This is a genomic window from Curtobacterium sp. UNCCL17, from assembly GCF_000686685.1.
Lineage (GTDB): Bacteria > Actinomycetota > Actinomycetes > Actinomycetales > Microbacteriaceae > Curtobacterium > Curtobacterium flaccumfaciens.
Genome location: NZ_KK366000.1, coordinates 528,231 through 548,821, shown reverse-complemented (window position 1 = coordinate 548,821; position 20,591 = coordinate 528,231). Strand labels below are relative to the sequence as shown.

Genomic DNA, 20,591 nt, shown 5'->3' with positions numbered 1-20,591 from the left:
AACCCGTTACACGGCACCGCCCGGCACACGGCATGATCGGGAACGCACCGACGTCCCCGAGGAGGACCATGGCCACGTTCACCCGCGGGTTCGGCGGTCGACGCGACGACCGCGACGACACCCGCATCCCGCCCGGTCAGACCCTGGTCCGCGACTGGCCCGTCCTGTCCGCCGGAGCGACGCCCGACATCGAGCCGACCGACTGGGCCTTCTCGATCCGCACCGAGTCCGGCCTGCACCAGTGGACCTGGGACGAGGTGCACGCGCTCGGCGTCGAGGACGTCACCGTCGACATCCACTGCGTCACGCACTGGACCAAGCTCGACATGCCGTGGCGGGGTGTCCCGCTCGACCGCCTGTTCGCGGACGTCGAGACCGAACTCGACTACTGCATGGTGCACAGCTACGGCGGCTACACGACCAACGTCCCGCTCGACGAGCTGCTCGACGGCAAGTCCTGGATCGCGTTCGAGGCCGACGGCGAGCCCCTGACGCCCGAGCACGGCGGGCCCGCCCGACTGCTGGTGCCCCACCTGTACTTCTGGAAGAGTGCCAAGTGGGTGCGCGGCATCGTCATGCAGTCCGACGACGAACCCGGCTTCTGGGAGAACGCGGGCTACAACCTGCACGGCGACCCGTGGAAGGAAGAGCGGTACTGGTGACGCTCCCCGACACCGGCCTGGGGGCACGGATCACCCCCGTCGCTCGTCCCGCCACGCGCAGGCGGCCGGCCTGGCACGCCGCCACCGTCGCGTCCGTCGGCCGCGAGACGACGAACGCGCGCCGGATCGTCCTCGACGTCCCCACCTGGCCGGGCAACGACCCCGGGCAGCACCTGGACCTGCGGCTGACCGCCGAGGACGGCTACCAGGCACAGCGCTCGTACTCCATCGCGTCGGCCGGCCCCGCGACCGACGTCGTGCTCGCGGTCGACCGGGTGGACGGCGGCGAGGTCTCGCCGTTCCTCGTCGACGCCGTCGAGGTCGGCGACGCGCTCGAGGTCCACGGACCCCTGGGCGGCTGGTTCGTCTGGCGGCCGGGTGAGTCCACCCGGCCGGTGCAGCTCATCGCCGGCGGGTCCGGCATCGTGCCGCTCGTCGCGATGGTGACCGCCCACGCCGAGGCGGACGACCCGGCGCCCTTCCGGCTCCTCGCGGCCGTCCGCACACCGGACGACGTGTTCTTCCGTGCGGAACTCGACCAGGCGCTCGCGAGCCGGGCACCGCTCGAGGTGACCCACGTGTACAGCCGCACCGCGCCTCCAGGCTCGTCCGCGCCGGCCGGTCGGCTGACGCGGGACGCGCTCGCTGCCGCGGTGTTCCCGCCGGACGCGGGTGCCCTGGTCTACGTGTGCGGGTCGACGCCGTTCGTCGAGCAGGTGCTGCGCTGGCTCACCGAGCTCGGACACGACACGAGTGACGTCCGTGCCGAACGGTTCGGGGGCAACTGATGGTCGTCGTGGACGGCAACGCACTGGCGGGGACGCTGGTCGACAGCCTGGGACCCGAGCCGACCGTGGTCGCCCTGCGCTGCGCTGGGTGCGGTTCGCTCGGGGTGCTCGGGCAGACCACCGTCCACCGCTCCGCGATGGGGTCGGTGGCGCGCTGCCGCGGGTGCGACACGGTGCTCGTCACGGTCGTCGAGTCCGGGACCCGGCGCTGGGTGGGGTTGCCCGGTGCCCGCACGATGTCGGCGTCGACACCGGACGGCATCGAGTAGCACAAGGCTCATGCGGCGGGTCGTGCGGGTTTCTTGCGGGTTCCCGCAACCCTGGATCCGGTTCCCACCCGAACGGGGGACGGCTCCGGATACATCCTCGGAACTGCGCCGGGCCACCCACCCGGCGCGTGCCAGTGGGGGCAGGGTCGCCTCCGCGCCCGGTGGGCGCGGGTACCCGAAGCCTGCGCCCGCTGGGCCCCCACGCCTTCGGTGCTGCGACGCCCCGCAACGACGGAACCCCCACCGCTCTTCCGAGCGACGGGGGTTCCGGTCTTCCTGTTCTGAGCGGATGACGAGATTCGAACTCGCGACCCTCACCTTGGCAAGGTGATGCGCTACCACTGCGCCACATCCGCATTCACACGCCGTGCTGGCCGTGCGGAGATGACTCTACCCGAAGAAGGGCGGCATCACCGGTTCCGGTGAAGGTTCCGGGCGTGTCCGGCGCGGCGCGGGCCGTCCGTCAGGTCGACGGAGTTCGATCGGACCATGAGCTACGTGCACGACAATCCCGGCGGGACCGAGGCCCACGGCGTCGACCTGGTCGACGGTGACGCCCCCGCGATCCGGATCCTGGTGCACGGCGACCTGCCGACCACGATCGAGCACGAGGGTCGCACCTGGCTCGCGACGGGCGATGCCCACGACGCGGGCGACGACGACACCCCGCCGATCGCGATCTATCGGCCGGTCTGAGCCGACCCGTGGCGGCTCGTCAGTGGCCGCGGACGTCACCCGTCAGGATCGCGTGCTCGACACCCGCGGACAGCTCGTCGTGCAGGGCGTCCGCGAAGAACTCGCCGGCACCCAGGCTGATGAGGTGCGCGACCGCGGCCTCCGCGGCCGGGAACCCGGGCTCCCACTCGTCGTGCAGGAACGCACGGACGTGTCCGGACTCGTGCACGACGACCACGCCGATGTGCTCGTGCCGGGTGCCGTCCTCGAGCACGGCGTCGAAGACGATGGGCTCGGTGTCCTCGCCGAGCTCCTCGAGCAGGACGGTGCCGGTGCCCGGCCACTCCGTCCTGTACGGCGGCAGGTCGGGGGCGTGCAGGTGCCCGGCGAGCTCGTCCGACGCCGACTCGATGTGCCCGGTGGACAGGTACTCGTCGACGACGTCGTGGATGCGGGCGTGCAGGTCCGGCTCGTACTGCCACCAGCGCTGGTGCACGGAGCGGAGCCACTCCTGGGTCGCGGCGTCGGCCGAGGCCGAGATCCCCACGAGCTGCGGTGCGGTGCCGGGCGAACCGACGACCTCGAGCTGTTCGTCGTGCGTCTCCACCGTGATCGACCCCGTGGTCTCGTCCGGGTGCACGCCGTGGACGTCCTCGGGCGCGGCGGCCCAGATGCTGGCGGGGAGCTTCGGCGGCAGGTCGAACGGCACCGCGATCGCCGGTTGCGTCATCGCCTGGTCGATCGCGTCGCCGAGGTGCACCTCGTCCGACCGGGACCCCATCACGATGCCACCGGCCGGCGGCACGAGCGACAGGCGTTCCAGGTCGTCCGGCGCGGCGTTCATCGAGGTGAGCACCGCGGTGTCGGCCCACTGCACGAACGCGCCGGCTGACCGGTCGTCCTCACCGAACGGCACGTCCCACACCGTCGGGTCCGTGAGCACCCACGATGCGGTACGACCGGCCGGTCCGTGGCGGACGGCGTCGACGATCGCCGGCACCAGTCCGGGCAGCTCCCGGTACGCGGGACGGACGGTGAGCCGGTCGACGGCGAGCAGGTCGGGCTTGCCGAGCATCTCGGCGGCGTGGGTCTGCAGCGAGAAGAACGTCTCCTCCGTCGCGTCCTGTGCGGCGACGGCGGACGCGAAGGACCCGGCGACGTCGGAGACCTGGTAGCCGAGCACCAGTGCCTCGAGCGACTCCGGTGCACGGCTCGTGAACGCGGTGACCTCGGCGACGGAGACCGCCTCGGTCTCGTCGTCGTCGGTGATCGGGACGCGGACGTCGATCACCCACCGGTCGACGTCCTGCCCGGGGTAGGCGTCACCGTCCTCGTCCGAGATCGTGATGTGCACCAGGCGCAGGGAACCGTCCCAGGCGTCGTGGACGTGCTGGGCGATGGCGGCATCGGGGTCGTCGTTCACGGACGCAACGGTACCGGTGCACCCGCCGTGCGTGCGCCGGTCCGCCTCGCCGCCGATGATCGCCGTTCAGATCAGCGCGCGAGCGGCGAGCACGACGGCCGCTCCCCCGACGGTCAGCGCCGCGAGCACCGACAGCACCACCGCGACGGTGTCCCGCCGCGCCGGGGCACTCGAGCGGACGGCGCCGGTGACGAGCTGTTGCGCCGCCGCCAGGGACGCTGCGCTCCCGAGCGGCCGGTCGTCCTGGTCGAACGCCAGGAACCGCTCACGCACGTGCAGCACGAGCCCCAGGCTGGTCCCGTGGTCGCGCGCCACCCAGGACTTCGGTCCCTGTTGCTCCCACCGCACGGCGAGCATCAGGGGCCAGGGATCGGAACGCCGGCCCGATCCTCCTCCGGACGCGGCCAGCTGAACGCGACGACGAGCTGGACGACACCGAACAGGATGAGCACGCTCCCCACCGCGGCCACCGTCACCAGCGCGCCGAGACCTGGCAGGTTCATCACCAGGATGCCGCTCAGCACACTGAGCACGGCGAGCACCACGGTCAACGGCCGGCGGCCCACCCACGGGGCGTAGACGAGCGCGATGCCCTCGAGGATCCAGGCGAACCCGAGCAGCAGCGCCACCCACCGCGCCCCGATCGGCGGGAACACGATCGCGACGACGCCGCCGGCGACCACCAGCGCCCCGAGGACCACCAGCCCGGCCTGACGCCACCAGACCCGAGGGTGCACCTGGACCCCCCGGACGACCAGCGCCGCTCCAGACACGACCAAGTAGATCCCGAAGACCCACGACACAGCGAACAGCGTCGCGTGGGGCAGGACGATCGCAGCCAGTCCGGCGAGCACGCCCACTGCGCCGACGATCCCGAACGCCCACCGGATTCCGTCGCCGCCCGGCGGACGCGAGCCCGTCTGCTGGCCGACGTCACCTTCGTCACGCATGTCCGTCCGACCTCCCTGCAGGTCCCGACTGGTGCTGTGGTGCTGGTTGGTGCTGGCGACCTGTGACCGCCCGTGCAGTGCGTCCTGCGCACAGGACTACACCCGGAGGTGAGTAGTTGTCCATGTCCCATGCGTGCGCATCGGGGCGCGGGCTGTCCCCGGCACCGCCGCCGTGTGAGGGTCGAGGTCCCCGTGGGCGGTAGCCTGGCGCGCCGGACGCCGAACCATCGGCGCTCGCGATCGCAGACGAGACGGAGGACCACGGTGCCAGCACTCGGAGACGGCCGCGCCGACGGTGTGTGGTGCACGCTCGGCGAACCCCGGACCACCGCCCAGATCGCGCAGAACGGGTTCGCCTGGCTCGGCCTCGACGCCCAGCACGGCGCCTTCGACGACGCCACGCTCCTGGCGACGATGCCGGCGCTGGCCGCGGTCGCACCGCAGGTCCCCGTCGCCGTCCGGGTCGCCGAGGGCTCGGACGCAGCGATCGGCCGTGCGCTCGACCTCGGCGCCGACATCGTGATCGTCCCGATGATCGAGACCGTCGAGCAGGCCGAGCACGCCGTCCGTGCCGCGCACTACCCACCTCGGGGCCGACGGAGCTGGGGGCCGATGGCGGGACTCTGGGGCGGCGCGGCACCGTCCGCCGCCGCTGCCGACCCCGAGGTGTGGGTGATGGTCGAGACACCCGAGGGCCTCCGTGTCGCTGAGCAGATCCTGGCGGTCCCGGGCGTCTCGGCGGTGTTCGTCGGCCCCTTCGACCTGTCGATCGGACTGGGCATCGAGCTGGACGCACTGCTGCACGACGACGGCGCACTCCCCGCGATCGTCGCCGCAGCCCGCCGCGCGGGCAAGCACACCGGCGCCTTCGCCGGCGACCTGGCCCGCGCAGAACGGCTCCGCGCGCTCGGGTTCGACCGCGTCGCCGTCGTCACCGACGGGACCCTGCTCGCCCACGGTGCGGCCGCGGTGCTCGGCGCAGCAGCCACCGGTCGCACCTCGTACTGACGGGTCGCGAGCGGCGAAGTAGCGACGGACCGTCCGCGGCGAAGCACTGCTGGGCCTTCATCGGCGAACGCACCGGCGACCGGCCCTCGTCCGCGTCCTCGAGGCCGCTGGGAGGACGTGCCCACGCCCCGGTCCACACTCGGTCGGGAACCCGAGCCGACCGCGACCGCAGAGAGGACGAGACATGACCGACGTCTCCAGCCAACCGCCCGCCGAGGGCGACGACCGCCGCATCCTGACGAACCGCCAGGGCCACCCCGTCTACGACAACCAGAACCAGCGCACCGTCGGAGCCCGTGGCCCGGCGACGCTCGAGAACTACCAGTTCCTCGAGAAGATCAGCCACTTCGACCGCGAACGGATCCCGGAGCGGGTCGTGCACGCCCGCGGTGCGGTCGCCTTCGGGTACTTCGAGGCCACCGGCACGTGGAGTGACGAGCCCATCGCCCAGTACACCCGTGCGAAGCTGTTCCAGGAGCCCGGCAAGCGCACCGACCTGGCGATCCGGTTCTCCACCGTGATCGGCGGCCGTGACTCCTCCGAGGCCGCCCGCGACCCGCGCGGCTTCGCCGTGAAGTTCTACACCGAGGACGGCAACTGGGACCTCGTCGGCAACAACCTCGGCGTCTTCTTCATCCGCGACGCCATCAAGTTCCCCGACGTCATCCACTCCCTCAAGCCCGACCCCGTGACCTTCCGGCAGGAGCCGGCGCGCATCTTCGACTTCATGTCGCAGACCCCCGAGTCGATGCACATGCTCGTCAACCTGTTCAGCCCGCGCGGCATCCCCGCGAACTACCGCACCCAGCAGGGCTTCGGCGTGAACACCTACAAGTGGGTGAACGCAGACGGTGACACCAAGCTCGTCAAGTACCACTGGATCCCGTCGGTGGGTGTGTCGTCGATGACCGAGGCCGACGCCGCAGCCGTGCAGGCCGGCGACCTCGGGCACGCGTCGAAGGACCTGTACGAGGCGATCGAGCGTGGTGAGTACCCCGAGTGGGAGCTCCGTGTGCAGCTCATGGACGACCACGAGCACCCGGAGCTCGACTTCGACCCGCTCGACGACACGAAGGTGTGGCCGGAGAACGAGTTCCCGCCGAAGCCCGTCGGCAAGGTGGTCCTGAACCGCAACGTCACGAACCACTTCGCCGAGAACGAGCAGCTGTCCTTCGGCACCGGCGTGCTCGTCGACGGCCTGGACTTCTCCGACGACAAGATGCTCGTCGGCCGCACGTTCTCGTACTCGGACACGCAGCGCTACCGCGTCGGCCCGAACTACCTGCAGCTGCCGGTGAACGCCCCGAAGAACGGTGCCGTCGCGACCAACCAGCGCGATGGACAGATGGCGTACCACCAGGACCACGGCGGCGAGAACCCGCACGTCAACTACGAGCCGTCGATCACCGGCGGCCTGCGCGAGGCGGAGTACCCGACCCACGACGACCAGGGACCGGAGATCGTCGGGCGGCTCACCCGCAAGCGGATCCCCCGGACGAACGACTACACCCAGGCCGGCCAGCGGTACCTGCTCCTGCAGGACTGGGAGCGCGACGACCTCGTCGCGAACTTCGTCGACCTCATCTCGCAGGCATCCCGTCCGGTGCAGGAGCGCATGCTCTGGCACTTCTACATGGTCGAGGACGACCTGGGTCGTCGTGTCGGCGAGGGGCTCGGCATCACCCTCGACGAGGTCAAGGACCTGCCCCCGCTGCAGTCCCAGACGCTCAGCGACGACGAGCTCGCCCGCCTCGCGAACCTCGGCCACAACGGCTCCCGCGACGTCGAGGGCCTGATGATGACGCACTGCGTCCCCGACGAACGCGCCGTGCGCGTCTGAGACGCGACCCCAGGACGGACGGGAGGCCCGGTGCCAGCTGGCACCGGGCCTCCCGTCCGTCTCGCTCCCGTCACCTGCCGCAGCGCGTCGCGGACAACCCGGGACGCCGCCAGGGAGGCCACGCTCATCGTGGATCGACAGGAGCGACTCCGTGGTCCCGACCGGCACGATCGCGCGGTCGTCGCTCCCGTCCCGTTGATCCGCACCGATGCGACTCATGGAGGCCGCGATGGAACACACGAATCCCCGGCGGTGTGGCGCGAACGCGTCCGCTGCCCACCGACTCCTCGCTGGGACAGCACGATGAGGGCCCGGAACCTCGCCGCCGCTGCGATGGTCACGGCTGCCGTCGGCATCGTCGTCTCGCGCCGCCGACGCGGCGCACCCGGGCCCGCACGGAAGGTGCTGGCCGAACCGCGTTCCGGCTGGCACGCGGTCACGGTGAACCGCGGGCAGGACGCGGTGCTGCCAGGCGGGCGGATCCCCGCGCCGCTCACGGCGTTCGGGCAGGACGTCGAGGTGGAGGCCCGTCCCGCGCCCGGCGATCGTGGCACCGAGCTCCGTGCCCGGTTCCGAGGCGGCGGCCCGGACACACGGGGTCGGCTGCGGGCCGCTCTGCGTGAGGCGAAGCAACTCATCGAGGTCGGCGAGGTGCTCCGGGTGGATCCGGTCCCCCACGGCCGACGGAAGGCCACACCCACCGGCGCGTTGGTGGACGTGGCGACGAAACGGAGCAACGAGGAGGGTGTGCTGTGAAGGCGCTCTGTTGGACCGGGGTCAACGAGACCGCGGTGGAGACGGTGGAGGACCCGAAGATCCTCAACGATCACGACGTGATCCTGAAGGTGCGTCTGAGCACCACCTGCGGCTCGGACCTGCACCTGCTCGGCGGGTACATCCCGACCATGCGATCCGGTGACGTCCTGGGGCACGAGTTCATGGGCGAGGTCGTCGAGACGGGATCGGCCGTCACGAAGCACAAGGTGGGCGACCGGGTCGTCGTCTGTTCGTTCATCGCCTGCGGGCAGTGCTGGTACTGCACCCACGGGCAGTTCTCACTCTGCGACAACGGCAACCCGAACCCGGGCTTGACCGAGGCGATGTGGGGGTCGTCGATCGGCGGCTGCTTCGCCTACAGCCACGCGCTCGGCGGGTTCGCGGGCAGCCACGCCGAGTACGTCCGCGTGCCCTACGCCGACCAGGGGGCGTTCACGGTCCCCGATGGCGTGTCCGACACGGCCGCCCTGTTCGCCTCCGATGCCGCACCCACCGGGTGGACCGGAGCCGACCTGGCCGGGATCACACCGGGTGACACCGTCGCAGTGTGGGGCGCCGGTGGTGTGGGCCAGATGGCCGCTCGTGCGGCGATGCTGCTCGGCGCCGAGCAGGTGATCGTGATCGACCGTCTGCCCGAACGGCTGCGACAGGTGCGCGAGCACATCGGTGCCGAGACGCTCGAGTACACCAGCGACGCCGTGCTCCCGGAACTCAAGGAACGCACCGGCGGTCGGGGTCCCGACGTGTGCATCGAGGCCGTCGGCATGGAAGCGCACGGCACCGGACCGCTGTACCTGTACGACCAGGCCAAGCAGCAGCTGCGGTTGCAGACCGACCGGCCGACCGCCCTGCGCGAGGCGATCTACGCGTGCCGGAAGGGCGGCAGCCTGTTCTCGCTCGGGGTCTTCGGTGGGCTCGTCGACAAGTTCCCGTTCGGCGCGATCATGAACAAGGGCATGACGGTCCGCGGCGCCCAGCAGCACGGACACCGCTACATCCCGATGATCCTCGACCGCATCGCCGCGGGAGAGATCAGCACCGAGCACCTCGCCACGCACGTGATGCCACTGTCGCAAGGGCCGCGCGGGTACGAGATGTTCAAGAACAAGGACGACGGCTGCGTCCGGGCCGTCTTCACCCCCGGCGTGTGACGACCGACCACGCAGCGGACAGGAGGAAGGAACGATCGTGAAGGCACGCCGATGAACGACCGGATACTCTCCACGCGCCGGGCGCTCGTCATCGCGGGGATCGGGGTCCTGGTCGGGGTCGCGTTGACCTTCACCGGGGCTCCGTCCCTCGGGCCGCTCGCGGCCTGGTGCACGGCCGGCCTGATCGCGCTGGTCCAGGTCTGGCACAAGTGCTGGCGCCAGGACGCCGACGGCACCGAGCGTCTCGCCCGGGAGGAGTCCGAGACACGGGTCAGTGACAACGCGCTCATCGTGGCCTGTTTCGCGAGTCTCGCCGCCGTCGTCCTGGCGCTGAGCGAAGCCAGCCAGGCGCGAGATCCGGCCTCGGTCGCGGCGGTCATCCTGGGTGTGCTCGGCACGATGGTGGCGTGGGCGCTGGTCAACACGGTCTACGCCTTGAAGTACGCCCGGATGTTCTTCCTCGACCACCGCGGCGGTGGGTTCGACGTCAAGCAGGACGGGCGGCCGACCTACAGCGACTTCGCCTACTTCGCCTTCACGATCGGCATGTCGTACGCGGCACCAGAGGTCGAGCCGGACGACAGCGAGACCCGGCGGAAGGCGTTGCCGCACGCGCTGCTGTCGTACTTCTTCGGGACGGTGCTGATCGCGGTCGCCATCAACCTCGTGACGAACCTCGGTCAGGGGTGAGCGGAGGGATCCTCGTCGCCCCGAGGCTGACCGGCGTGACCGACCTCGCTCCTGACCAGACCGCGCCGAGCGCCCCCGCGTTCGTGGCACCGATCGGCGGTCTCGTCGTCGGGTTCATCGTGCGGCGCGACGTGCGACTGACCGGTGAGCGGAGCGACGGCATCGCGTTCGCGGCGATCCTGATCGGGGCGACGCTGACGATGTTCGGGATCATCGTGCCGCTGTTCCTCGGCGGTGCGGGGTTCTTCGACCTGGACCTCCAGCTCTGAGCACCGGTCGCCGGTCGCTACCCTGACCGAGTGGGGAACGATGACGACGTCTCGACGCTGATCCGGCCGGCGACGCCCGCCGATGCGGATGCGATCGCCCACGTGCACACGGTGTCGTGGCGAGAGACGTACGGTCGGTTCGTCGACGACCCGGACACGAGCCCGTGGTTCGACGCGGGTCGCCGGGTCGACATGTGGCGGTCGACGCTCGCGATTCCTGGCGCCCGAGGAGTCGTCCAGGTCGCCCTGGACAGCACCGGTGTCGTGGGGTTCGCCGCGGCGCAGTCGACTCCCGAGCCGGATGCCGTCCGCCCCGAGGAGCTGACGACGCTCTACGTCCTGGCTCGTGCGCACGGGACCGGAGCAGGCCAGACACTCCTCGACACCGTGCTCGCCGAACGTCCGGCGTCGCTGTGGGTGGCCGCGGACAACCCGCGGGCGCACGCCTTCTACCGGCGCAACGGGTTCGCACCCGACGGTGCGGAGTCGGCGTTCGGACCGATCCCCCGGACCGTGCGTCTGGTGCGTTGAGGGTCAGTCCCCCGCCGGCGCGGAGATGTCCCACACGGTGGTCTCCTCGTACTGCTCGGACCAGCCGCGGCGCATTCGTGCGGCAGCACGGTCGAACGCGTCGACGACGTCGGTGTCCGGCGTCAGCAGCGCCTGCAGGCGGATGCCGTCGTAGAGGGCGAGCAGCTGCTGTGCCCCGCGGATCGGGTCCATCGTCGCCGGTTCGCGGCCGGCGCGGACGTCATCCCGCAGCGCGGTGCGCACGGTCTCGCGGAACTGCAGGTACGCGGACCGGTAGTAGTCGGCGCCGTCCGTCGACGGGTCGGTCGAGATGGCGAGCGTCGCGGCGATCAGGCGCATGAGGGACGGGTCCTCGGCGTGGGCGGAGAGCAGCGCGTGCAGGAACGCGACCGTGCCCTTCTCACCGGCGAGCGGCAGCAGCGGTGCCGACACCGCGCGGGTCCACCGCATCACCGCGGCGGCCAGCAGTGCGTGCTCGGAGGGGAAGAGCTCGAGGATCTCGGCCTGTCGCATCCCCGACCGGGACGCGACGCCCTCGAGCGAGAAGCGTGAGAGTCCGCCGTCGTGGAGGACCGCGATCGCACCGTTGATCGCCCGCGTGCGCGGGACTTCCTCGTCCGCGGCGTTCTGGTTCGTCAGTGGTGCCAGCGGGTGCTTCCGGAACCAGTCCAGGAGTGCGCGAGCGCGGGAGGCCCCGAACGCCGGGTCGGTCGGGCGACCCGGGCTGAACAGGTCGCTGAACCCCGGAACGTCGTGCATCAGCGGGTCGAGGGACTGGAACGCCATCGACCAGTCCGGGAACGAGCGCTGTGTGATCGGCTCGTCGAGCAGCACCCGGACGTTCGTGTGCCGCGGGTCGGCTCGGACCTGGTCGAAGCGCTCCCGGACGACGTCGTCCTCGCCCTCGATGATCCCGATGCAGTTGTCGTCGCGGTGCGCGAGCATGCCGGTGACGCCGAGCCGGGTGTTCTTCTCTCGACCGACCGCCAGGATCTGGGCGAGTTCGGAATCCGTGATCGGACGGGTCTGGGTGCTGGTGTAGACGAGCGATCGCATGGTGCTGCTTCCTGGTCGGACGGTCCCCCGGTGTGTGGGAGGCGCCGCCGTGTCGAACCCGAATCGACTCGACGGCACCTCGTGGCCACCGTAACCAGCGGTGACCACCTTCACTGCGACGCAAGACGGTCCGTGGCTGAGCGGCACCCGGAGGATGCCGACCTCTGAATGGAACCATCCGGCCGCGTCCGGCGGTACCCCCACTACGGGGAACGCACGTTCTCCGGCCGCTTTCCGGGGCGAGCGTCAGTGCGCGCGGTCGGCCGACGGGGGCGCCTCGACGATGCGCTCGCCCGTCGTCGGGTCCCACCCGATGGTGCGGGGTTCCGTTGCTCGCGAGCGTCGTTCCTCGCGCGGGAAGAACGGACGGGCACTGGGCAGGTAGCTGAGCACCGCGGCGACGACGACGCAGACGGTGTCGACGAGGTTCCAGCCCACGCCGTCGGTGGCGATGGTGATCACTTCGCTGCAGGCAGTCAGCCCGGCGATGATGGCGAGCCAGAGTCGCGCGTTCCCGGAGCCTCGTCCCATCCGCGTCGCCAGCCACACGAACAGTGCCGACCAGGCGAGGACGAAGAGGAGCCCGAGCGAAGCCCCGATGATCGCGCCGCCGGCTTCGCGCATGGACACGACGATGCCGGGCGCCGCGGCCACGAGGCTGATGATGACGGACGCCCACCAGAGCGCCACGGCGATCGTGACGACCCGTGGTCGCGTGCGCGGTTCGGTGTGCTGTTCCATCAGGTGCTCCCCCGTCGTTCCGCTGGATGCGGCTCGACGATCCTACGGTGACGGCGCGGAACCACGGTCGCGCCTCCTAGGGGCGGTAGTCCTCACGACGTGGCGGGACCTGCGCCGCGTGCGAATCGGTGAACGGCTTCGCGCCCCGCATCCCGCCCATCGTCTTCGCGACCGTCGTGAGCAACCAGCCCAGTCCCCGTGCCACGGTGCTCAAGATCGTCATGGCGCCCCCTCGTCGGACCGACCTGCGGTGTCGGCCTCGTCCGGTCACACCGTACGCGGAACAGCCGGATTCCCGCCAGGGACGGCAGACTCTCGGTCCCGTCGTCGATCGACGTCGCGCATAGGCTGGACGCCCGACCGGGAGGAGTCGCGATGCCGGTGGTCCGTGAGCGAGTGCCGTTGAGGCGCACACCCTGGTGGCACCCTCGCCGCTGGGAGGCGCGGATGTGGGGGCTGCTCGTTGCGGCTGCTGCTGGCGGCGTCCTCCGCGAAGTGGCGCATCCGTTCTCCGACGACGGGGTGCGGGCGGTCGCGAACTGGCTCGCCCTCTGCATCCCCGGATGTGTGATCGCGTACGTCGTGGTCGGTCGGTGGAAGAAGGGCCTCACCACGCTGTGGAAGCCGTCGTGGCGCGAGCTCCGACGGATCCTGGTGGCAGCACCGCTCGGGCTGCTGGCCCTGCGCCTGCTCATCGAGGACGACGACGGGTGGTTGTGGCTGCTCGCCGGCGTGTCCGCCGCGCTGCTCGCGCTCGCGGTGGCTCGCTGGGTCGCTGCCCACCGCGATCGTCGACGTCGGACGAATGCCTACGGGACGGTGTCCGCTGACCCGTACGCGTAGCGCCCGATGAGGTTCGTCGATCCCCTACGTGTCCTGTGCCGAATTGGTCTTCGACGGCAACCGCGATGCCACGAGCGTCCCGACGAGCGCCACCACCGCGAAGGCCGCGAACCCGAACGGCAGCCCGATCGCGCTGCCGACACCACCGACGACGAGTGGTCCGACGGCGTCCCCGGTCTCACGCCCGAGCTCCGCTGAACCCATGGTGCGACCGAGCCGGTCGGGTGGTGTCGTGCCGGCGAGGTGCGCGAACGCGACGGGTGTCAGCGTGGCGACACCGGCTCCGGCGAGCAGGGCCGCGATGAAGACGGCCACCGCCGAGGGTGCGACGGCGATCACCAGGAACGCAGTGGCCACCGCGGCCGTCCCGGCCACACCCGCCGCCCCAGTGCCGAGACGCCCGGCGTCGTGCAGTCGACCGGCGACGGGCTGCGCGAGCGACGACGTCACCGCGAGGACGGCGACCGCGAGCGTCGACACCAGGAGCGGGATGCCGACCTCGGTACCGAGCGCCGGGAGCATCCCGGTCAGCGCGCCGATCGCAGCGCTGCCGACTGCCAGGACGACGACCGGGATCAGGAACTGGCGCTCCGTGGCCGCTCGGACCATCACGGCGAGCGTGGCCCGCTGCCGGGGCAGGGGCACGATCGGCTCGACGGCGACGAGCACCGCCACCGCCGTCGCGAGAGCCATCACGACGAGGATCCCGAAGAGCCACTGCGTGCTGCCGAACTGCACCACGAGTGCACCGATGACCGGTCCCCCGGCGTAGCCGAGACCCTTCCACGAGCCGTACCGACCGAAGTACGTCCCGCGACGGTGCGCCGGAACGAGGCGGGCGACCGCGGCGGACGATGCCGGCGAGAACGCGGAGGCGCCGGCACCCTGCAGCAGACGCGCGAGGCCGAGCCAGAACGGTCCGGTCCCGAACACGCCGATCAGTGAAGCTGCCGCGAAGACGACGAGTCCGCCGACGATCACCGGTCGCGGGCCGATGCGGTCGGACAGTGCGCCGAAGACCGGTTTGAGGACGAGTTCGGCGACGTCGTAGAGCGCCAGGAAGAGCCCCAGCCACGCGAGCGTCAGGCCGAGTTCGAGGTGCTCGCCACCGACCGCCGCGGCGATGCCGTTCGCCCCGAAGGCGGTCACGAACCCCGCGGCGTACAGCGGAGCGAGCCGAGGGGCGGTGGTCGTCGACGGGGCGGTCACGTGCCCACCTTGGCCGATCACGGGCCGGACCGCCAACGATCACGATCATTCGTCGTGACGGCGTCACGCTCTTCGTCGGCTCCGCCTGGCTCCGCCGCTCGCGGTCGTCAGCGACCGCGACGCATCATGGGTGGCATGAAACAGTGGACTGTGGCCGAGACCACCGAGCTCATCGTCAAGAGCTGGTTGTGGATGACGCTCATCACCGCGCCGGTCGGCACCGTCATCGCCGTTGCGTGGTGGAACCCCATCGCCCTCTCCCTCTTCGTCCCGGCCTCGCTCGTCTTCACCGGCATCGGAGCGGCCATCGGCGGCATCGCCTCCATCCCCTTCTCCCACGGACTCAGCCGAGCGCTGATGCGAGTCCGGAGCCGCCTCGTCCACGCCATCGCACACTCACTGCTCGCCGGCGCACTCGCGGCGGCATCCTTCGCGCTCTTCCTCGTCATGAACGATGGGGACGACATCTGGACGTGGCCGCTCATCGCCTCCGCAGCCGCCGGCATCGCCGCAGCGATCGCGCGGTGGCGGCTCGACCGCGCCAGGATGACGGCAGAGCCGACACCAGCGGACGCCGTCGAAGACGCCGGGGCATAGCCGGACCACGACCAGCGCCCGTCGGAACTCGGCGGCACAGGGAGCGACGGCCGCACGACCTGCGCCACACGGCGGCGTACCTGACCATGTCCGCTGGCGTACAGGTGCGGCTCGTACAGGACATGCTCGGACAGCACACGGTGCTCGCCCGGGCGGCTCCCGTCGTGGACCCGCCGCTCGGAAGTCCCGCTCGACTGGCGTCGGTAACGCCCTGCAGGTGGCACACGTCTTTCCGGTGGGTGAACTCGAGTTCGTCTGAGGTGGCGACGGCCACGTCCGACCGGTCGATAGGGTCGGTTCGTGGGGAACTCCGTGATGCTGAACGTGCTGGCCGCTTCGTCGCCGATGGCGGGAGCCGACCCGGCTGTTCGCGCCGGGGAGGTCGACCTGGACGCGGTCACCGGTGAGTGGGAAGTGCAGTGGCTCCTGCCGTTCCTGTGGATGGGGTTCGTCCCCGAACCCTGGTTCGCAGCGCACGCTGACCGGCTCCTCGCAGCGCTTGCAGCTGGTGAAGACGAGAGCCCGGGCCTCACCGATGTCGTCGTGCCCTGGTCCACCGCTGCTGAGGCGTTCCGAACGCGGCTGCCAGCGGTGGTCGCCGTGTGGCCGGAGTCCGCTGAGCCCGCGAATCGGTTCCTCTCGGATGTCACCTCGGTGGCGGAGCGGACAACGAACCCCGTCATCCGACTGCAGCTCGATGAGCTGGTCACGGCGTCGTGGGGCGATGAAACGGAACTCAGCCGGTACGTCGCCGACGTCCTCGCTGACGCGGACCAATGGGACGACCCTCGACGGACCGCTGAGGGGCGGGTGTCCGACTTCCACCGGGCAGCGGCAGCAGACGAGCCAGGCCGGTCGTTCCTGCTCGGTGGTGAATGGATGTACGGCGGGTCTTCGTTGCCGCGTGACGAACCGGTGCCGTTGCCGGCTCCGAGCCGGGCGGCACCATCTGCGCCGCACGATGCACGCGTCGACCGTCAGGCGGAGACGCCTCGGGTGCCGAGACCTTCGTGGATCAACGAGCGGCAGTGGGCCGGCCGCTACGGGACCCGTGGTGAGGACCTCTGGCAGGTCGCAGCTCGGAAAGCCCGAGCGCAGGCGAACGTGTGGCCGTGGCACTGGGCAGTAGCGATCGCGGTGACGTTCGCAGTCGTGACGTGGCTCATCGTCGGCATGTTCTCCGACAGCATGCCGTGGGCAACCGTCGCCGGAGGAGTCGTCCTCGTCAGCGTTGCTGCGCTGTGGGGTCGCGCTGCAGCGCGAGCACGCCGAAGCTAGCGCAGCGGACGTCGCTGGTTCAACCGGGCGGTGCTGATGAACCGGTCGAGTGCGTCGCCGACGTCGTCGTGCCAGGAACCGTCGGACCAGGCGCCGGCCTTCTCGTCGGTTGCCCAGACGTGCCAGCGGCCGTCCTCTTCGTCAAGCGCTGCCGCGTCGGCGGTCCCCCGCTCGCCGGGCCAGAGGACGCGCAGGCGTTCGTTGGCGACCACCGCGCGGGCTTCGTCCAGGTCGGTGAACGGCAGCGGTTTCCGCCACTGGTCGATGACGACGCCGATGCGCTTGCTGGGGGTGCCGTCCCAGTCGATGTCGAATCCTCGGTCGGTGAGGACGCTGGCGACCCGCTCACCGGCGGTCAGCTGGGACCGTTCGTTGACGGCTGCTTCACCGCGGGTGGAGAGCATCGACTTCGCGACCAGGTCGGGATCGATGTCAGGTGCTGGGCGGAACGACCCGTACGCGAGGCGGAGAACGCACCGGTGCAGGGCGAGCCCGTCCGTGTCCTGCTCGTGGAAGTAGACGTACGCCCACTCTCGGTGTCCGTCGGGTGCTGTCTCGTCCGGGGTCCTCCGGTCACGTGCTTCCAGGAACCCGTCGCTCTGGTCGACGCCGAGGTTCATACCGGTGACGAAGCCGTCGCGGGCGAGCTCCGCGAAGGCGAACTGGAGACGGTCGTACTGGCTGCTGCGCCAGTCCCAGTTCGCTTCCTCTGTCCGGCGTGCATCCCAGATGAGTCGGGTGCGCTCGAGGACAGTGCGGCGGAGCTCGTCAAGGTCCGGTGCGTCGTCCTCGTACCATTCGATGACTGTTTCGACGATGTCGTCGAAGCGGCGGAACCCGGGCAGCATCTGCTCGGTGACCGTTTCGTCGATCATCTGCTCGTCGGGTGCAACCTCGTCGAGGATGTCGTACTCGGTCTGGTCGATGCTGTCGTCCGGCTTCCGCCGCCGCCACCTGTCGAAGATCCCCACGAACGGATCCTACGCGGCGACGGTGTCGCGCCGCCCGGACGCGGACCACTGCGGGCTCAGGCAGACGAGGATGCTCGCGGAAAAGCGCAGGTCGGCCAGTCGAATCCATCGTGAACGGCGGGCAGCCCGCCGAGCCGCGAGGACACCAACGGCGCGGTGAGGTCCGACCGGTACGCGCCGAGGAGCCGAAGACCGGCTCGGGCTCGGTGCGCTGCGGCAGCGCCATGACCGCGGGTTGACGAGGACGCCGCGCTGAGGCGGATGCTCTCCGGCGTGCCGCTGCGGACGGCGGTCACGACGAACGACGGATCGTCGGTCGGGAGGTCCCATCGCAGGAGGGACCGGTACGGCTCCTTCCCTGTCCCGGTGAACGGGGCAGGACCGTTGTCCTCCGCAAGGAGCATCCGCTCGACCTGCCAGGCGTCCAGGGGTGGGTACCCGGCGGCAGTTGCCTCGGCGACGACTCGGGTTGCGGTTCGCCGAGCAGTCGCCTGCCGGCGCTGGCGGCCGCTCCGGTACAGGACGAGATGGAGCAGGTGCGCGACGATGGGGAACGGGAGCACCCACGCGGCCGCGAGGAGGGACGACTCCCTCTGACTGCGGTAGTCGAACGCGTCGTAGTAGACGGAGATGGCGATGTAGGCGATGACGCCGAACGTGTACACGAGCGTGTAGACGGCGCCGAACACCTTCAGCCCCGGCGGGGTGCGCACCGCGGCAGCAGCGCTGGTGTCGACGATGACGTCCGCCGGCATGTCCGCTGTCAACGGCGGGGACCGAGCGTGAGAGACGAGACGACGCCGATGACCGCCCCGCCGACGAACGATGCGACGGCATCTGCACCGGTGAGGACACCGGCGGACGGACGGTGTCGGTGTGGACGGTACGTGCTCATGCTGCTCCCCCGAGAGTGCTCTGCCCTCACGGTACCGCCAGATGCAGCGGGATCAGGCGGGGACCGCGTTGCACGGCGTCGCGGGCGGCGACGTGCAGGAGCGCCAGCACTGTGAGGCAGTCGGCGACGAGGCGGAGGGGCCGGCCGGTGGTCGCCTGCTCGGTGGCGATGCGGATGCTGACCGCTTCTGCTGCAGTGGAGTCGGCCATCGGAGGGCACAGGCAAGCCGTTGCCCACCCTGGCCGACCACGGGCTGCACCGCCAACGTCGGGCGTGTCCGACCTCCGACGACCCCGTGTGCGGGCTCGTGGCAGCGGCTCGCCTCCGAGGTCATGGACGCTGCGGCGGCCGCTGCTTCGTTCCGGGGTTCGTCGTCGTCGTGGTCGTCGTCGACGGCATCGTCGGGCCGTGGATGCTGCACCACTTCCGGACGCACTCGTCGACCAGGCGCCGATCCTCGCGATGTGGGAGCAGTTCTCCGCGCTCCGGCCGCTCGAACACCACGTGATCGACACGACGGGACACGCACCCTCGGAGACACTCACCGCGGTCCGTGCGGCCGTCGAGGCAGGCACGTTCCTGCTGCGCCGGAACCCGGTCAGCTGAGCGGCGCGGGGAACGGGAACGGGAACGGGAACGACGAAAGGCTCGCAGGTCCGCCCCGGCGAGACCCCACAGGCAGCGCCCGACGGAGTCTGACCCGACCGATCAACCGATCGACCCCGGGATCTCAGCACTGTTGAGGCGCCGGATCATCGGCTCGGTCTGAACCATCCCGCTCGGCCTCGAGGGAACGCCGTCGCTACAGCCGGATCGCCCACTCGATGGTCGGCGGTGATCCGCCACCGTGCCGGAGGGCGTAGTCGTCCAACACCGCCCGACGGACGTCCACACCGCTCGCGAATCGTTCCAGGTGCGTCAGGAGCCACGCTGCCGGCGCCTCGTCGATCTTCTCCTGCCACGTCGGGCCGAGGACTTCGTCCAGTTGGAGCACTGCAGCGTGGGTGTCACGGCCGTCGAACTCGTAGACCGCGACTCGGCGCGCGGTGAACGCCAGCCAGACTCCTCGTTCGATGACGACGTCGCCGGGGTCCCGATCGTTCCGCTGCCACTCGCAGACCTTGTGGAACAGCACCGGCGTGGTGGCGCGTCGGGCACGCTTCCACCTCCGGCCGATCTGCATGACCACCACCGTACCGGGCGGGGTCCACGGAGCGCCGCGGTCCTGACGGACTGGGAACGGCGAGCAGACCGGAACGAAGAAAGCCCCCGACTGGACCTGGTGGTCCTGCCGGGGGCTTCGTGGTGGTGGGCGATACTGGGATCGAACCAGTGACCTCTTCCGTGTCAGGGAAGCGCGCTACCGCTGCGCCAATCGCCCAAGTCCCTGCGTGGACCGGAGTCCATCAAGGTCTTGGAGGGTGGATCTGGAGGTGGGGACGGGATTCGAACCCGCGTGGACGGCTTTGCAGGCCGCTGCCTAGCCTCTCGGCCACCCCACCATCGAGGATCACGTCTCCGTGAGTACCCGAACGGTGGGATACCCTCTGGTGAGTCGCGGGCCTTCGAGAAGACCCACACTCGAGCGGATGACGAGATTCGAACTCGCGACCCTCACCTTGGCAAGGTGATGCGCTACCACTGCGCCACATCCGCACTTGTCGTTCCGCTGTCGCGGCGACGACGTAAACTCTATACGCACCGGGGCACTTCCACCAAAATCCTCCCCGTTCACCGGGCGTGTCCCCCGAGTTCATGCGGATCGGGGCGGTTCGACACCCCCTGTGGGCAGCGCGCCACACCCGGGCCGCGCGATGTGTTCGATGCACCGCCGGACTTCCGCTAGTATCGATCCGCACGAACAGTGCAGGGGGCGATTGGCGCAGTTGGTAGCGCGCTTCGTTCACACCGAAGAGGTCATCAGTTCGAGTCTGGTATCGCCCACAGAGCAACACGAACACCACCGAC

The 20,591-nt window shown here is 70.4% G+C and carries 26 protein-coding genes and 5 tRNA genes; 16 read left to right on the top strand and 15 right to left on the bottom strand.

Annotation, left to right across the window (positions count from 1 at the left end; all coding sequences use genetic code 11):
• Positions 1-68 precede the first annotated feature (68 nt).
• The 3 genes from BR70_RS0107545 to BR70_RS0107535 are packed head-to-tail and all read left to right on the top strand — an operon-like array spanning position 69 to position 1,719.
• Positions 69-662, top strand: coding sequence for a molybdopterin-dependent oxidoreductase (locus tag BR70_RS0107545; RefSeq protein ID WP_027465568.1), 594 nt, complete (start codon positions 69-71; stop codon positions 660-662).
• Positions 659-1,450 carry a ferredoxin reductase gene (locus BR70_RS0107540; protein ID WP_027465567.1) on the top strand — a complete coding sequence of 264 codons (792 nt, stop codon included), beginning with the start codon at positions 659-661 and terminating at the stop codon, positions 1,448-1,450. The genes BR70_RS0107545 and BR70_RS0107540 overlap by 4 nt, the downstream gene beginning before the upstream one ends.
• On the top strand, positions 1,450-1,719 hold the full coding sequence (locus BR70_RS0107535; RefSeq protein WP_027465566.1) for a DUF6510 family protein: 270 nt from the start codon (positions 1,450-1,452) through the stop codon (positions 1,717-1,719). Before BR70_RS0107540 ends, BR70_RS0107535 begins: the two co-directional genes overlap by 1 nt.
• Before the next feature lie 284 nt (positions 1,720-2,003).
• Here BR70_RS0107535 and BR70_RS0107530 read toward each other — a convergent pair.
• A tRNA-Gly gene (locus BR70_RS0107530) sits at positions 2,004-2,075 on the bottom strand.
• A gap of 133 nt (positions 2,076-2,208) precedes the next feature.
• On the opposite strand from BR70_RS0107530, the gene BR70_RS0107525 reads away from it, so the two are divergent.
• Positions 2,209-2,415, top strand: a complete 207-nt coding sequence (locus BR70_RS0107525) for a hypothetical protein (protein ID WP_027465565.1) — start codon at positions 2,209-2,211, stop codon at positions 2,413-2,415.
• Between the two features lie 19 nt (positions 2,416-2,434).
• Here BR70_RS0107525 and BR70_RS0107520 read toward each other — a convergent pair whose 3' ends face one another.
• The 3 genes from BR70_RS0107520 to BR70_RS0107510 form a co-directional block, all read right to left on the bottom strand.
• The gene (locus BR70_RS0107520) at positions 2,435-3,817 is read right to left on the bottom strand and encodes a hypothetical protein (protein ID WP_027465564.1); all 1,383 of its coding nucleotides are present in this window, start codon (positions 3,815-3,817) and stop codon (positions 2,435-2,437) included.
• A 66-nt stretch (positions 3,818-3,883) separates the two neighbouring features.
• A complete protein-coding gene (locus BR70_RS0107515) occupies positions 3,884-4,174 on the bottom strand; it encodes a hypothetical protein (RefSeq protein ID WP_027465563.1) in 291 nt (96 codons plus the stop codon).
• Complete coding sequence (locus tag BR70_RS0107510) at positions 4,174-4,767, bottom strand: HdeD family acid-resistance protein (RefSeq protein ID WP_027465562.1); 594 nt, start codon at positions 4,765-4,767, stop codon at positions 4,174-4,176. The genes BR70_RS0107515 and BR70_RS0107510 overlap by 1 nt, the downstream gene beginning before the upstream one ends.
• Positions 4,768-5,031: 264 nt before the next feature.
• On the opposite strand from BR70_RS0107510, the gene BR70_RS20030 reads away from it, so the two are divergent.
• From BR70_RS20030 to BR70_RS0107475, 7 genes are all read left to right on the top strand, one after another.
• Positions 5,032-5,775 carry an HpcH/HpaI aldolase family protein gene (locus BR70_RS20030; protein WP_051596721.1) on the top strand — a complete coding sequence of 248 codons (744 nt, stop codon included), beginning with the start codon at positions 5,032-5,034 and terminating at the stop codon, positions 5,773-5,775.
• 184 nt (positions 5,776-5,959) lie between these two features.
• On the top strand, positions 5,960-7,615 hold the full coding sequence (locus tag BR70_RS0107500) for a catalase (protein WP_027465561.1): 1,656 nt from the start codon (positions 5,960-5,962) through the stop codon (positions 7,613-7,615).
• A 303-nt stretch (positions 7,616-7,918) separates the two neighbouring features.
• Complete coding sequence (locus tag BR70_RS0107495) at positions 7,919-8,371, top strand: hypothetical protein (protein ID WP_027465560.1); 453 nt, start codon at positions 7,919-7,921, stop codon at positions 8,369-8,371.
• Positions 8,368-9,543, top strand: a complete 1,176-nt coding sequence (locus tag BR70_RS0107490; protein WP_027465559.1) for a zinc-dependent alcohol dehydrogenase — start codon at positions 8,368-8,370, stop codon at positions 9,541-9,543. The genes BR70_RS0107495 and BR70_RS0107490 overlap by 4 nt, the downstream gene beginning before the upstream one ends.
• A 51-nt stretch (positions 9,544-9,594) precedes the next feature.
• Positions 9,595-10,233, top strand: a complete 639-nt coding sequence (locus BR70_RS0107485; protein WP_027465558.1) for a DUF1345 domain-containing protein — start codon at positions 9,595-9,597, stop codon at positions 10,231-10,233.
• A gap of 35 nt (positions 10,234-10,268) precedes the next feature.
• Complete coding sequence (locus BR70_RS20025) at positions 10,269-10,502, top strand: hypothetical protein (RefSeq protein ID WP_155896818.1); 234 nt, start codon at positions 10,269-10,271, stop codon at positions 10,500-10,502.
• Between the two features lie 30 nt (positions 10,503-10,532).
• On the top strand, positions 10,533-11,033 hold the full coding sequence (locus BR70_RS0107475) for a GNAT family N-acetyltransferase (protein ID WP_231495662.1): 501 nt from the start codon (positions 10,533-10,535) through the stop codon (positions 11,031-11,033).
• A gap of 3 nt (positions 11,034-11,036) precedes the next feature.
• On the opposite strand, the gene BR70_RS22225 is transcribed toward BR70_RS0107475, so the two are convergent.
• From BR70_RS22225 to BR70_RS23200, 3 genes are all read right to left on the bottom strand, one after another.
• A complete protein-coding gene (locus BR70_RS22225) occupies positions 11,037-12,089 on the bottom strand; it encodes a BLUF domain-containing protein (protein ID WP_051596720.1) in 1,053 nt (350 codons plus the stop codon).
• A gap of 246 nt (positions 12,090-12,335) precedes the next feature.
• Positions 12,336-12,830, bottom strand: a complete 495-nt coding sequence (locus BR70_RS0107465; RefSeq protein ID WP_027465556.1) for a hypothetical protein — start codon at positions 12,828-12,830, stop codon at positions 12,336-12,338.
• A gap of 76 nt (positions 12,831-12,906) precedes the next feature.
• A complete protein-coding gene (locus tag BR70_RS23200; RefSeq protein ID WP_155896817.1) occupies positions 12,907-13,053 on the bottom strand; it encodes a hypothetical protein in 147 nt (48 codons plus the stop codon).
• A 224-nt stretch (positions 13,054-13,277) separates the two neighbouring features.
• Here BR70_RS23200 and BR70_RS0107455 point away from each other — a divergent pair, with 224 nt between their 5' ends.
• Positions 13,278-13,673: a hypothetical protein gene (locus tag BR70_RS0107455; RefSeq protein ID WP_155896816.1), complete on the top strand. Its 396-nt coding sequence runs from the start codon at positions 13,278-13,280 to the stop codon at positions 13,671-13,673.
• A gap of 24 nt (positions 13,674-13,697) precedes the next feature.
• Here the strand turns inward: BR70_RS0107455 and BR70_RS0107450 are convergent, their stop codons facing one another.
• The gene (locus BR70_RS0107450) at positions 13,698-14,882 is read right to left on the bottom strand and encodes an MFS transporter (protein WP_035808284.1); all 1,185 of its coding nucleotides are present in this window, start codon (positions 14,880-14,882) and stop codon (positions 13,698-13,700) included.
• A 135-nt stretch (positions 14,883-15,017) separates the two neighbouring features.
• On the opposite strand from BR70_RS0107450, the gene BR70_RS0107445 reads away from it, so the two are divergent.
• Both BR70_RS0107445 and BR70_RS0107440 read left to right on the top strand, forming a co-directional pair.
• The gene (locus BR70_RS0107445; RefSeq protein WP_155896815.1) at positions 15,018-15,479 is read left to right on the top strand and encodes a hypothetical protein; all 462 of its coding nucleotides are present in this window, start codon (positions 15,018-15,020) and stop codon (positions 15,477-15,479) included.
• A gap of 300 nt (positions 15,480-15,779) precedes the next feature.
• A complete protein-coding gene (locus BR70_RS0107440; protein ID WP_027465552.1) occupies positions 15,780-16,757 on the top strand; it encodes a hypothetical protein in 978 nt (325 codons plus the stop codon).
• On the opposite strand, the gene BR70_RS0107435 is transcribed toward BR70_RS0107440, so the two are convergent.
• From BR70_RS0107435 to BR70_RS0107420, 3 genes are all read right to left on the bottom strand, one after another.
• Complete coding sequence (locus tag BR70_RS0107435) at positions 16,754-17,728, bottom strand: DUF6891 domain-containing protein (protein ID WP_027465551.1); 975 nt, start codon at positions 17,726-17,728, stop codon at positions 16,754-16,756. The genes BR70_RS0107440 and BR70_RS0107435 overlap by 4 nt on opposite strands.
• Before the next feature lie 56 nt (positions 17,729-17,784).
• Positions 17,785-18,483: a hypothetical protein gene (locus tag BR70_RS0107430; protein WP_027465550.1), complete on the bottom strand. Its 699-nt coding sequence runs from the start codon at positions 18,481-18,483 to the stop codon at positions 17,785-17,787.
• 166 nt (positions 18,484-18,649) lie between these two features.
• Positions 18,650-18,832 (bottom strand): hypothetical protein, encoded by a 183-nt coding sequence (locus tag BR70_RS0107420; RefSeq protein ID WP_027465549.1) that lies wholly within the window; start codon positions 18,830-18,832, stop codon positions 18,650-18,652.
• A gap of 199 nt (positions 18,833-19,031) precedes the next feature.
• Here BR70_RS0107420 and BR70_RS0107415 point away from each other — a divergent pair, with 199 nt between their 5' ends.
• Positions 19,032-19,229, top strand: a complete 198-nt coding sequence (locus tag BR70_RS0107415; protein WP_027465548.1) for a hypothetical protein — start codon at positions 19,032-19,034, stop codon at positions 19,227-19,229.
• A 196-nt stretch (positions 19,230-19,425) separates the two neighbouring features.
• Here BR70_RS0107415 and BR70_RS0107410 read toward each other — a convergent pair whose 3' ends face one another.
• From BR70_RS0107410 to BR70_RS0107395, 4 genes are all read right to left on the bottom strand, one after another.
• Entirely contained in the window at positions 19,426-19,806 is a 381-nt protein-coding gene (locus BR70_RS0107410; protein ID WP_155896814.1) for a hypothetical protein, read from the bottom strand.
• Between the two features lie 123 nt (positions 19,807-19,929).
• A tRNA-Val gene (locus tag BR70_RS0107405) sits at positions 19,930-20,004 on the bottom strand.
• A gap of 47 nt (positions 20,005-20,051) precedes the next feature.
• Positions 20,052-20,125, bottom strand: a tRNA-Cys gene (locus BR70_RS0107400).
• An 82-nt stretch (positions 20,126-20,207) separates the two neighbouring features.
• Positions 20,208-20,279: transfer RNA gene (locus BR70_RS0107395), tRNA-Gly, on the bottom strand.
• A 215-nt stretch (positions 20,280-20,494) separates the two neighbouring features.
• Here BR70_RS0107395 and BR70_RS0107390 point away from each other — a divergent pair.
• Positions 20,495-20,567: transfer RNA gene (locus tag BR70_RS0107390), tRNA-Val, on the top strand.
• Positions 20,568-20,591: the final 24 nt, after the last annotated feature.